Source organism: Pleionea sediminis (assembly GCF_007570825.1).
GTDB classification, from domain to species: domain Bacteria; phylum Pseudomonadota; class Gammaproteobacteria; order Enterobacterales; family Kangiellaceae; genus Pleionea; species Pleionea sediminis.
This window is the reverse complement of the sequence record NZ_SUNB01000001.1, coordinates 1,964,045-1,977,902: the sequence shown is the minus strand read 5'-3', so window position 1 is coordinate 1,977,902 and position 13,858 is coordinate 1,964,045. Positions and strand designations below refer to the sequence as shown.

The following is a 13,858-nucleotide window of genomic DNA, read 5'->3' as shown; positions in this document are numbered from 1 at the left end:
TAATTTTCTTATAGTTTTTCTTTTCTTTTCACACTCAATACAACGAAAATAATCATCAAGGCAACCGCCAATCCAAACCATTGTACTGCATACGCGATGTGCTTATTCTCTGACATTGAGACAATACGCCATTCTCGCGTAAATCCATGAGGACTCTTTGGTGAAAGTCTGATTATATAAGGTAACGCACGCGTATTCATAGTCCCTAATATGGTAGATAACAGCTTATTATCACGACCTTGAATAACCCATTGATTTTGCTTTATTTCGGCAATTGCATTATCAAATAAAATCGGCTGACCTTTGCTAAAATACGCATATCCTTGGTCTTCCCACTGTTCGGGAGCAGATTTAACATCTGGCAAATAGCGTCTGTCAGGTAATGCTTCAACCCAACCTCGATTAACCCATACGATGTTACCACTTAACAATTTCACCGGCGTTAAAATATGGTACCCATCTCTGCCGTTAAAAGGTTCGTTAGCAATATAAACGGTAATGTCACTAAATGGTGACCCCGAAAACGTTACCGGTTGATAATCTTGAACTGAAAAGTTCGATTGGTTAAGTTCAACAGGAGGTTTTAATTGCTGAACTTTGTAATGCTCAAGTAATTCTTTTTTTTCTTCCGCTCTATTAAGTTGCCAAGTTCCTAAACTAAAAAACAAATATTCAAACACGACAAGTGCTAACAGGAAAACGAAGTTGAGTTTTAAGACTCGCTGAGTTCCTGGCAACGATGAAGTGATTGTTAATTTTTCGAAGTGTCTTATCATATTTATCAAAGTATAATGCTGTTTAAATCGAACAGCTGGAGTCACCAATGCTCGGAACAGTCATTATAGTTATACTTCTTTTGGCCATTGCTTTTAATTTATTTCGCGGACTTTATTTTCTGGTAAGAAGTGAAGGGCGCGGGAAAAAGCACGTTGTTAATGCTCTCTCTTGGCGAATTGGATTATCCATTTTACTTTTTTTATTGCTCTTCGTTCTTAACTACTTTGGTATTATTGAATTGCACTCATTACCCAGAGCACCACAATAAAACTATTTAAACTTTTAGTAAGCCGAGCATTTCTGCTCGGCTTTTATTTCTTATTTATTATATGGCGTAAACGAAAACAAATAGGAATAACCAAACAACATCAACAAAATGCCAATACCAGGCTCCTGCTTCATATGCAAAATGATTTTCAGGCGTAAAGTGACCTTTCGAGCAACGAATTGACAGAACGATTAAAAAGATGGTTCCAATCGTTACATGCAATCCATGAAAGCCCGTTAGCATAAAGAAGGTACTACCATAAATACCTGAACCCATTGTTAATCCCAAGTCCACGTAAGCGTGATAATATTCATACGCTTGCAAGCACAGGAATATTGCACCAAGAAGAGCTGTTAGCCAAGTGAACAATATTAGAGTAGGCCGATTTCTATCGATTAATGCATGATGCGCAATTGTTAATGTCCAAGAGCTCGTTAATAGAATTGCTGTGTTAATTGCTGGCAATCCAAAAGCACCCATAGCAGAAAATGAAGCGCCCGCTCCATCTTTCGCTTCTTGCGGCGTAACTGTTAATGGCCATAAATTTTGAAAACCAGGCCATTCTAAAACAGCTGTCATCGCTTTATGACCATCAACACCCTCTCCTCCTAACCAAGGAAGAGCGAATACTCTAATGTACCAAAGTGCGCCAAAAAAGGCGGCGAAGAACATTACTTCTGAGGTAATAAACCACATCATACCTTGACGATATGAACGATCTAATTGAGCACTATTCATATTGGCCATTGATTCCCTAGCAGCTGTACTCCACCATTTCCACATTAAATAGAAAATGATAAATGCGCCTATTGCCAATATATAAGGACCCATTGAAGCCATAATTGAAGGTAATGAGCCTTCCTCAGCCTTAACAACTCCCGTAGTATTGTGAATGTAATTTCCGGCACCTAAAACAGTTACAAATAGGCCAACGGATCCGATTATCGGTAACTTACTTTGTTCGGGCACGTAATAATTTGTTGGTTTTTCTACTTTTTCACTCATTACGAATTCTCCTTGAAAGCTCTATCGCTGCGACAGCGAGCTTGAACTTTTGGATGTTGCATTAAACAGTACGTACGACAAGGTTAGCGTATGAATATGATCAGGTATTTCAGGATCAATATAAAACTTCATTGGCATATTAATCTCTTCGCCGGGCTTAAGTGTTTGCTGATCAAAACAGAAACACTCCGTTTTATTTAAGTAAAAAGACCCCTGACTTGGAGCAACGCTTGGTACGGCTTGTCCTGTGATAGTGCTTTTAGAATAATTCTTAGCATAAAACACTACCTCATTTAATTCGCCTGGATGCACTTCGAGCTTTTTAATAGTTGAATTAAATTTCCACGGCATTTCACGATTAATATCAGTAATCAATTCAACCGTTATGGTTCTGCTTTTATCTGCTTCGACAGACTCATACAGCTCTTTACTTACAAGGACTTTACCGTTAATTCCCGTAATTTCACAAAACACGTTATATAACGGAACCATTGCAAATGTAAAAAGAGTCATCAAACCTAGAAGACCAATAACCTTTTTAACTACTTTACTATTTTTACGTTCACTCATAACAACATCCAGCGGCCCCCAGTTCTGGGGGCCAACGTATTATTTCACTTCTGGCGCTTGCTCAAACGAATGATAAGGCGCAGGTGAAGGCAAATGCGTAAACTCTAAACCTTCAGCACCTTCCCAAACCTGATCGGTTGCCTTACCTTTTCCACCTTTTACACAGTTAATTACAATGTATAAGAAAAGGAGCTGACCGAAACCAAGCATGAAAGCACCAATTGAAGACAATTGATTAAAGCCTTCAAACATCATGTTGTAATCGGGAACACGACGTTGCATTCCCGCTAACCCAGAAAAGTGCATCGGGAAGAACGTAATGTTTACCGCGATAATCGAGAACCAAAAATGAATTTTCCCTAAAGTCTCGTTATACATATTACCGGTCCACTTTGGTAACCAATAATAAACCGCAGCAATGGTCCCAAAGATAGCTCCAGGGAAAAGAACATAATGGAAATGTGCAACAACAAAATAGGTATCATGGTATTGCTTATCAACTGGAGTCATAGCCAGCATAACTCCGGACACACCGCCTAGCGTAAACAGCACCACAAATGCCAAAGCAAACAACATGGGTGTTTCAAAAGTTATCGAACCTTTCCACATGGTTGCGACCCAGTTGAATATTTTAACTCCCGTGGGAACTGCAATAATCATGGTCGCGATCATAAAGTAAAGTTCGCCAGCTACCGGCATACCAACAGTAAACATATGATGTGCCCAAACAACAAATGACAAGAATGCAATTGATGCTGTTGCATAAACCATGGAAGCGTAACCAAATAGCGGTTTTCGGCTAAAGGTTGGAATAATATGCGAAGCGATACCAAACGCAGGTAATATCATGATGTAAACTTCAGGGTGCCCAAAAAACCAAAATATATGCTGGAACATGACTGGGTCGCCACCGCCTGCTGCATCAAAGAATGACGTACCAAAATGTCGATCGGTAAGCATCATTGTGACAGCACCGGCAAGAACTGGCATCACCATAATTAATAAGAACGCAGTGATAACCCAGGTCCAAACAAACATAGGCATTTTCATCAACGTCATTCCTGGCGCTCTCATATTGAAAACGGTCACAATAACGTTAATTGCCCCCATAATGGATGAAATACCCATCAAGTGAACACCAAAGATGAAAAAGTCAGTTGATGCGGGTCCATACTTGGTTGAAAGCGGAGCATAAAAGGTCCAACCAAAGTTAGGAGGGCCATCTGGGAACAGTTGCGGCACCAGAGATAATAACAACAAAGAAAATGCAAATGGCAAAATCCAGAAACTGAAGTTATTCATTCGAGGCAAAGCCATGTCTGGCGCACCAATTTGCATTGGAATAAGCCAGTTGGCCAAACCAACGAAGGCTGGCATTACCGCACCAAATACCATAATTAACCCATGCAGCGTTGTTAATGAGTTAAAAAAGTTTGGCTCAAAAAATTGCAGACCCGGCATAAATAATTCTGCTCGAATGAGCAATGCCATTAGTCCACCAATTAAAAACATTATGAATGAGAACCACAAATACATGCTGCCGATGTCTTTGTGATTTGTTGTAAACAACCAGCGTGAGATACCGGTTGGATGATGATCGTGTGCCATGATTCAGTCTCCTTAATTACCGGCTTTTAGTTCTGTGACACGAGCTGGTTGAACTACATCTTTCGTATCATTACCCCAAGCATTTCGCTCATAGGTAACAACTGCTGCAATTTCAGCATCAGTAAGCTCTTCACCAAACTTTGGCATCATATTTTTACCGAGAACAATAATATTGATATGTTCATCGATTTTGTCAGACTCGATCGCTATCTTGCTCCCTTTTAATGCAGGGAAAGCACCCAGTCCCTCACCACCTTTCTGGTGACACATAGCACATTTAGCGTCGTATACTTCTTTACCTTTCGCCATCAGATCTTCCATTGACCAATTCTTGGCTGCGGCTTCTGCAGCTAATCTTTCAGCTTCAGCTTTTTCCGCAAGCTTTGTTTCGACCCATTGGTCATATTCAGCTTGAGGTAATGCTCTAACAACAATTGGCATAAACCCATGCAAAGCTCCACATAACTCAGCACATACTCCGCGATAAACGCCAGGCTTATCAATACGCGTCCAAGTTTCGTTAACAAATCCAGGAATCGCATCCATTTTGACGGCAAAATCAGGCATCCACCATGAATGAATCACATCAGAAGATGTAAGAAGGAAACGAATTTTTTTACCTACCGGTAAGACAAGTTCATTATCAACTTCTAACAAATAATTTTCGCCTTTCTCAACCGGCTCGTTATTTCTGTTGTCATAAACTTCAACCGGAGTAGAAAGTCTTGATGCAAACTTTACACTGCTATCAAGATATTCATATTCCCAATACCACTGCTTGCCAGTCACTTTAACGGACATGTCTGCTTTTGTGGTGTCTTCCATATCGAGCAAAAGACCAATAGCAGGTTTTGCTAAATAGGCTAAAATCAAAATAGGAATGACGGTCCAAATGATTTCAAGAGTGGTACTGTGGCTAAATTTAGCCGGTGTAGGATGATTCGACTTCCGGAAACGAATCACTGCAAAAAGAATCGCAGCAAATACTAAACCTGCTACTGCAAGCATAATCCAAACAACCTCCATGTGGAGGTCAAAGACACGTTGCGAGTTTTCAGTTACCCCGGGACGAAGATTAAGTGTCGAGTATTCAGGCTCTGCTGCACATAGACTGCCTATAAACAGTGAAACGAACAGCACGAAGCCTGACATTACCTTTCTTAGTAATGACATTGTGCGCTTTCTCCATCAACAACCTAGGTCAAAAGTACTGACCTTATTTATTTTCTAGTTTTTGTATATCTTCTCGTTTTTATTTGCTCGGAGGGGATCCGAGCACCCGACAACCATACATTAAAACGATGGGAAATAGCTATCCCAATTTGAATTGGAAGCGCACAAAAATCGCAGCAAATGACCTTAACTCACAAAGTTTGACGAATATTTGTTCTCGTTATTTTAAATGCGGTTTAATGTATTGCTTAATGGGATAGTCGGGGTACTGTTTAACAAAATGTTTTAACTCTTTATTCATTTCATTAAATTGCCCTGCTTCAGCAAGCGAAATAATTTCACTTATCCACTTATCTCGTTCATGCGAATTACGATTTAAGTTATCACTTATATTAATATCATTCGGTGAGTCAAAATAAATCTGAGTATTTCCAAGTTGTTCGGAATTCGCAGAAGATAAAGTATTTTTAGAATATTTTTCTCGTAAATATCGCGCATCTTGCGCTGCATCAGAAATAATTTTTTCACCTTCATTCTGAGATGCTGTAGACAGTTTATCTGAAATTGCTTGTACTCCAGACATACCGTCATGTTTAGGTGCAATCACTGGCCACATAACGTGCGCTAAAGTTAATGTCATTACAAAGGCACCAGCAAATGAAATAGGTAAACGCAACTTATTCCAAAAACTTGAACGATAAATACTTTTTTTTGCATTTTCTAGTTCAACAGAGGCTTCTCGTCGCGCTGCAGCATTAATTAGTTTATCCAAGTCAGAAGATGGCTTCTCATTCGAACTACGTCGATATAACGATAAGATGGCTTCATCTTCAGATTGATAAGAATTATCATCATGATAACTCATAGTTTTAACTCTCCTAGCTGCTGACGCAGCTTGTTCATCGCATAGCGTAATCGGCTTTTTACCGTTTCTCTACTTATCCCTACGACTTCTGCAATTTCAGCAAGCGACAAATGTCCTTCTTGCTGCATTAAAAACGCTTCTCGTTGATCAAAAGGCAATTGATTAACAGCTTCTTTAATTGCTAACTCTTTTTGCTCTTGCTCAAGAGTCGACTCCCCCAATAAGGGTGCTCCGGACTCTTCAACCAAAGCTTGATTATCACCTTCAGCTCGCATCGCATATTGCGCTGATGAAAGATGACGATAATGGTCAATTAAACGATTGTGAGCAATTCGGTATAAGAAAGTTGTGAACTTAGCGGTTTGCTGATAACTCTGTCTTGAATTAACAATTTTAATCCATACTTCCTGAAACAACTCTTCTGCTAAATCATGACTCGAACAATGACGAACAAAATAACGAAACAATCCGCCCTTATGCCGCTCATAAAGTCGCTCAAAGGCACCCGCTGAGCCAGAGCAATATTGGCACATCAAATCTTCGTCGGAATCATCGACTACTTGTTTTTCCATGCTACCTACATCGGTGGTAAAACTTCTGGTTAGCTTCAATGATATAGAATTCATTGATCCCTGTCTCGCTTTGTCATACGTCATTATCACTATCCAAGTTTGCTGCCTCGAAGGTCGATAAAACAGAATCAACCGTTTAATCTTCGTCTGCAACTTGTTGATAGTACAATCGAGCAAACACCTAAAATGGGGTTAAAATTCCATGGATTATTTGATTTACTCACTTTCGAGTCTTCGGTTTTAATACTAAAAGAACTAAAATACAGAATTATCGTAAAATCAAAGTCAGTGATTATGCTTGCTAAAGACTACTGGACCCAAAAAATTCATACTGAAATTCCAGCAACTAAACTTTTGAATATTCAAATAGATTCTCTAGATCCAGACGCCATTTCAGTCTCAGCCCCTTACGAGCTAAATTGTAATGGGCACCAAACTGGATTTGCTGGAAGTATTTATACTTTAGGCATAACGACAGGCTGGACACTAATCTCTAATCGTTTAAAGGAAGAAGGTATTGAAGCAACCGTTGTGGCTGGGCAAGCAGACATAAAATACAAAGAACCCTTACGAGGTGATCTAATCGCCCACACATCATTTCCTGAAAGCCATCCAAATGAAAAATGGCAAATAAAATGGAAAGCCGGACGCTCTTCAAGACAACGACTGAGAATTGGCATCGGTAATGGAAATATTGAAGCAGCTGAAATAAATGCTACTTTCTATATAAAGAAGCTGTGACTCGACGAATTTAATGCAAAATAAAACTCTATTTTTCTTGGTTTGTTACATAACTCAATTATTCCTTTTTAATTCGTCCGGCTATGCGCAAGCAGAAAAAGAACCTCCAGATGAGAAAAATGCAACGGAAAATCCCAGAAGTGCCAATACACCGATATTAATCGAATTGCAGAAGCCATCCGAGCTGATTGCTAAAGTTTATTCCGAAGACAGTGTAAAGTGGATAAAAAAAGACAACCCTAAAGCTTTAATTATTCAATTTCCTAATACAATTCCAATTACCTATGGTCAATTACTCTTTATTGCCGATCCTGGAATCGCGCCCGGAAAGTCTGGATTCTACAAAAATCTGAGTGATCAACTTCCACTTCTCGGTTGGAACTTCAATTACTTGTATTCGGACGAGCAAAGCTTTGAACTAAATACTGAGAATTCCAACACGTATTCAACAGAACTAGTAGTTAAAGCAATAGATACTATTCAATCAGTAGCGAATGATGAGTTATTTATCATTGTACGAAGCCGATCGACCTCAGATATCATTAAACTACTTCCCCAATTATCCAGTAAATCAAATGGTGCTGTATTCGTTTTAGATTCAATGGAGTCGCTTAGTAAAGAGGAAAATCGACAAGCATTAGTCGATTTTGGTCAGCCAATTTACATTCTTTATCCAAATGATATTGAGACAACAGCAAAAAGTTGGCTCAAACAAATAAAAGATCAATCACAAAAGGTCAAAACAACGGATGTATTCCCATCTCAATTTCATCTAGATACCGAAGCAAACTTTTTTGCTCATCGAATTCACGGATGGCTGAAACAACTAACATTAGAAAATCCGAAGTAAAGCTGTCTTTATGATTGATAACTAAATGCGCCATACAAAACTTATTTTCGTCTTTAATCAAGGTTAAAAACTCTGATTAAACTTCTCTTAAATCGTTACCAATTTTCATACCAATTAACTTAAAAAGGACTAACGTCACCCCAAAATCAAAAAAAATAATAAAAAAATGGATTTTTTTGCTCTTTTTTAAGATTTTTTTATTGATTTTTTTTGAAATTCACATACTTACGCTATAAACTTTCATTTGAGCTCGTTCACTCATTAATTTTTTGGAGGTTCACCATGGCTAAAGGTGCTGTTAGAAAAAAACGTAAGGCAACTGCTAAAAAGGCAACTGCTAAAAAGGCAGCTCGTAAAAAAGTTGCACGTAAGGCAAAAGCAAAAGTTGCAGCAACTGGTTCAACAGCAAAAGCATTAGCGGCTGCTGAAAAGGTTGCAGCTAAAGCAACAACCGCTGCTGAAAAAGCCGATAAGAAATTAGCGGCTGCGCAAAAGAAAGCTGACGCTGCTAACAAAGCTTTAAAAGCAAAACGTGATGCTGCTAAAAAACGCAAAACAGCTGCTGCTAAGAAAGCGGCTAAAAAAGCAGTTGCAGCTAAGAAGAAAGCGTCTGATGCAGTAAAAGCAGCTCGTGATGCGGCGAAAGCAGCAAAAACCGAAGCAGCTTCAGCTGTATCTTCTGTTAAATCGATTCAAGGCGTTGCGAGCAAAATGGCAAAAGCATCTGCGAAAGCTGCTGCCGCTGTTGAGAAGTTCCGCTCTAAGCAAGATGCTTCTCTTGCAAAACTTGAAGCAAAGCTTGTAAAAGCTGCTGCAAAACCTAAAAAGAAGAAAAAAGCGCGTCGCAAGAAGAAAGCTGCTGCAAAAAAATAAGAAGATCACATCAAAGTGATAAAAAAGGGACCTTAAGGTCCCTTTTTTCTTATTAAATTACTATCAATAACTACATTAAGACTTCGCTACACGACTAGCCTCAGCGTGTAGTCCCGAATACAAAGATTCAAATAACCTCAACATTTCTTTCCGAGCTTCATTTGCCCCATATAAGTCGGTATCAAAGACTGTTTTTCCCATAGAGATGGCTCGCGAATAGATACTTCTATCTTTAATCAAAAATGCACCTTCAGAATACATTCGCATTGCCAGCATTCTTTCATCATGTCGTCTTACATCAACGGCATTCACACACTTAAGAATTTGCTTATGACGCACATGACGAATCGACTTATTCACTGCTCGGATGTCTAGAACACAGGCACGCATGGGTACAACAACTAAATCACCTTCAATTTGAATATCAACTCTTGGAGGTAAGTCATAAAAGATAATATCTCCGTAAGGTGTTACAGGAGGCATCCCTTTAAAAACTGAAAATGAAAGCTGCTTGTCATTAAAAACATCGACCGCAGACTGCTGTGGGTCAAGATCACATACTATTGCTTTTTTTCCAGAAGCATAAGCTGCTGCTGCTAAATTAAGTGCCAGGGTTGTTTTTCCGACGCCACCTTTAGGTGACCACAAAGAGACTCTTTTCATACTTAGATACAAAAACGCATATAGTTTTAAGCCTCAAACCGAATAGTTACGCCATCATCTGAATTATGCGAAGCACCTAGGCTAATCGTACCTCCACCGAGTAATGGCAACTCCTCTCTGCGTAAATAAATTTCCTGTGCTTCATCCGGTTTAATGTAGGTACCGTTTGTACTGTGATCAATCAATACAAACTTACCTCTGCGATAAACAATTTGGCAGTGTTCTCGAGAGACTAGTTCACTATCAATAAATAGAGATACCTGTTGCGTGCTTCGACCAATTACGTAAGGTGTATCATTAACCGTTAAGCAAAACCGTTCGTTTTTGAACGTTAAATGAATATGTGACTCATCAAGGTGATCCGAAACATCTTTAGAGGAAAAAACTTGTGTATCCGAAAATCCTGCCGATGGTGTTTTCCAAAACAGACGATGAATTGTTGAATGATTGCTAGCCCCCTTAATAGCGACCTGATCATATTCTTGAGTAACACTACGGATAGCTTCAGGAAGTTGAGCAATGACACTATCGGTTAATAAAATCTGAGAGCTCCGAGCAATTCCAGTCACAAAAGCGGCATCATTAACCGCTTCGCCGAACAAATCGGAAGAATCTTCAATTGTTTTACCAAATCCAATTCCAATTCGTACACCCAGCTGCATTCCCTCTTCCGATGACTCAACTTCTTGTTGAATCGCCATTGCTGCTTTGCAAGCTTTTTCACTATCATCGAAACAAGCCATAATCTCATCGCCAATGGTTTTAACGACTCGACCTTCAAATTTTCGGGTGTTAAACACCATGACTTTTAAAATCTTATCAATTCTAGCCTTAGCTTTCGCATTGCCTTCACTTTTGTATAGAGCAGAACTGCCAGAAACGTCAGCAAATAGGATTGTTCGCTTTTTACCTCGCGAGAAAAGCATTAATCGACAGCACCCGTAAGTTTACTATTTAGTTAAGATAGACAAGTTAGAACGAATTTAACAAATCCGACTGTGTAACGCTACTCGAAAAAGAAATAGACATCTCGATTTGAGCACTTAGTCGTTCTTTGCTCAGTCTTATTCGATAATTATCAGGAGGTTTTTAGAGTTGAATGACGTATGACTTTTCATTCGCAGATATATGAGAATTTACCATTGAACTTGGTAATAAAAAAGCCCCGCATCTGCGGGGCTTCAAGACTTCTGAGCTAATCAGGGGGATGAATTACATCATTCCACCCATACCGCCCATGCCGCCCATGCCGCCCATATCTGGCGCAGCTGGCTCATCTTTCTTTGGCAAGTCAGCAACCATTGCTTCAGTCGTAATCATTAGACCTGCAACAGAAGCGGCGTGCTGAAGAGCTGAACGGGTTACTTTAGTAGGATCAAGAATACCCATCTCGATCATATCGCCGTATTCACCTGTCGCAGCGTTGTAACCGAAGTTACCTTCACCTTTAGCAACTTCATTCAAAATAACAGAGGCTTCATCGCCAGCATTAGTCGTAATTTGACGAAGTGGAGATTTCATTGCACGAATAGCAATATGAATACCTGCGTTTTGGTCGTCGTTGTCGCCTCTTAGCTCTTCCAATTTAGCAGCAACGCGCACTAACGCAACACCACCGCCAGGAACAACACCTTCTTCAACTGCAGCACGAGTCGCATGTAATGCATCTTCAACGCGCGCTTTCTTTTCTTTCATTTCAACTTCAGTTGCAGCGCCAACTTTAATCACAGCAACACCACCTGCTAACTTAGCAACGCGCTCTTGAAGCTTTTCTTTGTCGTAGTCAGAAGAAGTTTCTTCAATTTGCTTACGAATTTGGCCAACACGACCTTCGATATCTTTAGCATCACCACTTCCATCAACAATAGTTGTATTTTCTTTAGTGATAGATACTTTTTTTGCTGTACCTAAATCGTCAAGTGTTGCACCTTCTAAAGAAAGACCTACTTCTTCAGAAATTACAGTACCGCCAGTTAAGATAGCGATATCTTCAAGCATCGCTTTACGACGATCACCAAAACCTGGAGCTTTAACAGCAGCAACTTTCACGATACCGCGCATGTTATTAACAACAAGAGTCGCTAATGCTTCGCCTTCAACATCTTCAGCAATAATCAATAATGGCTTGCTTGCTTTTGCAACATTTTCAAGAATAGGTAACAAGTCACGAATGTTAGATACTTTTTTATCAAACAATAAAATGTACGGGCTTTCTAGTTCAACAGACATGCTGTCTTGATCGTTAATGAAGTATGGAGAAAGATAACCACGATCAAACTGCATACCTTCAACAACGTCTAGCTCATTATCGAGACCAGAACCTTCTTCAACAGTAATAACACCTTCTTTACCAACTTTTTCCATTGCGTCAGCAATGATTTTACCGATGTCGGTATCGGAGTTAGCTGAAATTGTACCTACTTGAGCAATTGACTTGTTATCAGAACAAGGAACAGAGAGAGATTTCAACTCTTCAACTGCCGCACGAACCGCTTTGTCGATACCACGTTTTAAATCCATTGGGTTCATACCCGCAGCGACAGTTTTTAAACCTTCGTTTAAGATTGCTTGAGCAAGAACGGTTGCCGTTGTTGTTCCGTCACCCGCAACGTCAGAAGTTTGAGAAGCAACTTCTTTAACCATTTGCGCGCCCATGTTTTCGAACTTACCTTCAAGCTCGATTTCTTTAGCAACAGAAACACCATCTTTAGTTACTGTTGGCGCACCAAAAGACTTATCAAGAACAACATTTCGACCCTTAGGTCCCAAAGTGGTTTTTACAGCATTTGCTAAAACATTGACGCCTTCGACCATTCTTGAACGAGCGTCATCTCCGAAAAGAACTTCTTTTGCAGACATTTGATATTCCTCTTTAAAATTTGGTTGTGAATTGTTTGAGTTCTATGGCTTACTCGATGATCGCCATGATGTCGTCTTCACGCATCACTAATAACTCTTCACCTTCAACTTTAACTTCAGTTCCAGCAAACTTACCGAACAATACTTTGTCGCCCGCTTTTACAGCTAATCCGCGAACGTCACCGTTGTCTAAAGGCTTACCGTTACCGACAGCAATTACTTCACCACGGCTTGGCTTTTCTTTGGCATTATCTGGAATGACAATACCACCCGCAGAAGTAGTTTCATCTTCTAAACGACGAACAATCACTCGATCATGTAATGGACGAATGCTCATTGAGTCATCTCCCTAATTAGTGTTGGTTAATGTAATAAAAAGAACGTTACGTTCGATTGGCGTATAATATGGGGACAAAATTTTAGCACTCAACCCCCTAGAGTGCTAAAAATTTTACATTACTATTGATCATCACGGGAATAGTCGCCATCAATGGTTCGACCTTTCTCTACACCTGAATGCTTTTCTGCTTCTTTTTGAGTTTGCTGTGAATGATATGAATATTGAGTTTGAATGTGAACCTTAGACTTAAAGCGCTTCATAAGAAGCGTAAGTACCAACTTTCTTGTTATTGGGATTAGGCAAAATAAACCGACAAAGTCGGTCAGTAAGCCCGGCGTAATCATTAAGGTTCCCGCCATAAGAATAATAATACCCTCTGCCATTTCACGAGAAGGTAGCTCACCTTGTGATAGTTTTGTTTGTACTAATTGCCAGGTTTTTATACCCTGCCTCTTAAACAGGTTGTATCCGATAAAAGCGGTTGTGATAATAAGCCCCAGTGTTGGTAGTGCTCCCCAGAGCTCCCCCACTTCGAGCAAAATCACAAGCTCAGTGAAGGGAATGACGACAAAAAGCACTGGCAACCATGACATAGAGAAACTAACCTTAGTATTTGAATTGAAACTACTTTGTAGTAGATGGGCGTTTACCGGACCCAAATGGTAAACCAAATGAGGCAATTATTAAAATTTGC

16 protein-coding genes are annotated in these 13,858 nt (G+C 39.7%); 4 read left to right on the top strand and 12 right to left on the bottom strand.

The window, feature by feature from the left end; all coding sequences use genetic code 11:
* Positions 1–8: 8 nt before the first annotated feature.
* Positions 9–776 carry an SURF1 family protein gene (locus FAX86_RS08060; RefSeq protein WP_144392818.1) on the bottom strand — a complete coding sequence of 256 codons (768 nt, stop codon included), beginning with the start codon at positions 774–776 and terminating at the stop codon, positions 9–11.
* Positions 777–823: 47 nt separating this feature from the next.
* On the opposite strand from FAX86_RS08060, the gene FAX86_RS08055 reads away from it, so the two are divergent.
* Positions 824–1,045 (top strand): twin transmembrane helix small protein, encoded by a 222-nt coding sequence (locus FAX86_RS08055; protein WP_144392817.1) that lies wholly within the window; start codon positions 824–826, stop codon positions 1,043–1,045.
* Between the two features lie 57 nt (positions 1,046–1,102).
* Here the strand turns inward: FAX86_RS08055 and FAX86_RS08050 are convergent, their stop codons facing one another.
* The 6 genes from FAX86_RS08050 to FAX86_RS08025 all read right to left on the bottom strand — a co-directional run bounded on the left by FAX86_RS08050 (position 1,103) and on the right by FAX86_RS08025 (position 6,892).
* On the bottom strand, positions 1,103–2,050 hold the full coding sequence (locus FAX86_RS08050) for a cytochrome c oxidase subunit 3 (RefSeq protein WP_144392816.1): 948 nt from the start codon (positions 2,048–2,050) through the stop codon (positions 1,103–1,105).
* A 21-nt stretch (positions 2,051–2,071) separates the two neighbouring features.
* Positions 2,072–2,620: a cytochrome c oxidase assembly protein gene (locus tag FAX86_RS08045; protein WP_144392815.1), complete on the bottom strand. Its 549-nt coding sequence runs from the start codon at positions 2,618–2,620 to the stop codon at positions 2,072–2,074.
* 39 nt (positions 2,621–2,659) lie between these two features.
* Positions 2,660–4,228 (bottom strand): cytochrome c oxidase subunit I, encoded by a 1,569-nt coding sequence (ctaD, locus tag FAX86_RS08040; RefSeq protein WP_144392814.1) that lies wholly within the window; start codon positions 4,226–4,228, stop codon positions 2,660–2,662.
* A gap of 12 nt (positions 4,229–4,240) precedes the next feature.
* On the bottom strand, positions 4,241–5,401 hold the full coding sequence (gene coxB / locus FAX86_RS08035) for a cytochrome c oxidase subunit II (RefSeq protein ID WP_144392813.1): 1,161 nt from the start codon (positions 5,399–5,401) through the stop codon (positions 4,241–4,243).
* 220 nt (positions 5,402–5,621) lie between these two features.
* Positions 5,622–6,266, bottom strand: coding sequence for a hypothetical protein (locus FAX86_RS08030; protein ID WP_144392812.1), 645 nt, complete (start codon positions 6,264–6,266; stop codon positions 5,622–5,624).
* Positions 6,263–6,892, bottom strand: coding sequence for an RNA polymerase sigma factor (locus FAX86_RS08025; RefSeq protein WP_205859126.1), 630 nt, complete (start codon positions 6,890–6,892; stop codon positions 6,263–6,265). The genes FAX86_RS08030 and FAX86_RS08025 overlap by 4 nt, the downstream gene beginning before the upstream one ends.
* Before the next feature lie 132 nt (positions 6,893–7,024).
* On the opposite strand from FAX86_RS08025, the gene FAX86_RS08020 reads away from it, so the two are divergent.
* The 3 genes from FAX86_RS08020 (at position 7,025) to FAX86_RS08010 (ending at position 9,302) form a co-directional block, all read left to right on the top strand.
* Positions 7,025–7,579, top strand: a complete 555-nt coding sequence (locus tag FAX86_RS08020; protein WP_144392811.1) for a YiiD C-terminal domain-containing protein — start codon at positions 7,025–7,027, stop codon at positions 7,577–7,579.
* A gap of 13 nt (positions 7,580–7,592) precedes the next feature.
* Positions 7,593–8,429, top strand: coding sequence for a hypothetical protein (locus tag FAX86_RS08015; RefSeq protein WP_144392810.1), 837 nt, complete (start codon positions 7,593–7,595; stop codon positions 8,427–8,429).
* Between the two features lie 282 nt (positions 8,430–8,711).
* Entirely contained in the window at positions 8,712–9,302 is a 591-nt protein-coding gene (locus tag FAX86_RS08010; protein WP_144392809.1) for a hypothetical protein, read from the top strand.
* A gap of 75 nt (positions 9,303–9,377) precedes the next feature.
* On the opposite strand, the gene FAX86_RS08005 is transcribed toward FAX86_RS08010, so the two are convergent.
* From FAX86_RS08005 to FAX86_RS07985, 5 genes are all read right to left on the bottom strand, one after another.
* On the bottom strand, positions 9,378–9,965 hold the full coding sequence (locus FAX86_RS08005) for a nucleotide-binding protein (RefSeq protein WP_144392808.1): 588 nt from the start codon (positions 9,963–9,965) through the stop codon (positions 9,378–9,380).
* A gap of 26 nt (positions 9,966–9,991) precedes the next feature.
* Positions 9,992–10,891: an adenylate/guanylate cyclase domain-containing protein gene (locus FAX86_RS08000; RefSeq protein ID WP_144392807.1), complete on the bottom strand. Its 900-nt coding sequence runs from the start codon at positions 10,889–10,891 to the stop codon at positions 9,992–9,994.
* 286 nt (positions 10,892–11,177) lie between these two features.
* Complete coding sequence (groL, locus tag FAX86_RS07995) at positions 11,178–12,824, bottom strand: chaperonin GroEL (RefSeq protein WP_144392806.1); 1,647 nt, start codon at positions 12,822–12,824, stop codon at positions 11,178–11,180.
* A gap of 49 nt (positions 12,825–12,873) precedes the next feature.
* Complete coding sequence (gene groES / locus FAX86_RS07990; RefSeq protein ID WP_144392805.1) at positions 12,874–13,161, bottom strand: co-chaperone GroES; 288 nt, start codon at positions 13,159–13,161, stop codon at positions 12,874–12,876.
* 122 nt (positions 13,162–13,283) lie between these two features.
* Positions 13,284–13,757: an FxsA family protein gene (locus FAX86_RS07985; RefSeq protein ID WP_144392804.1), complete on the bottom strand. Its 474-nt coding sequence runs from the start codon at positions 13,755–13,757 to the stop codon at positions 13,284–13,286.
* Positions 13,758–13,858 lie beyond the last annotated feature (101 nt).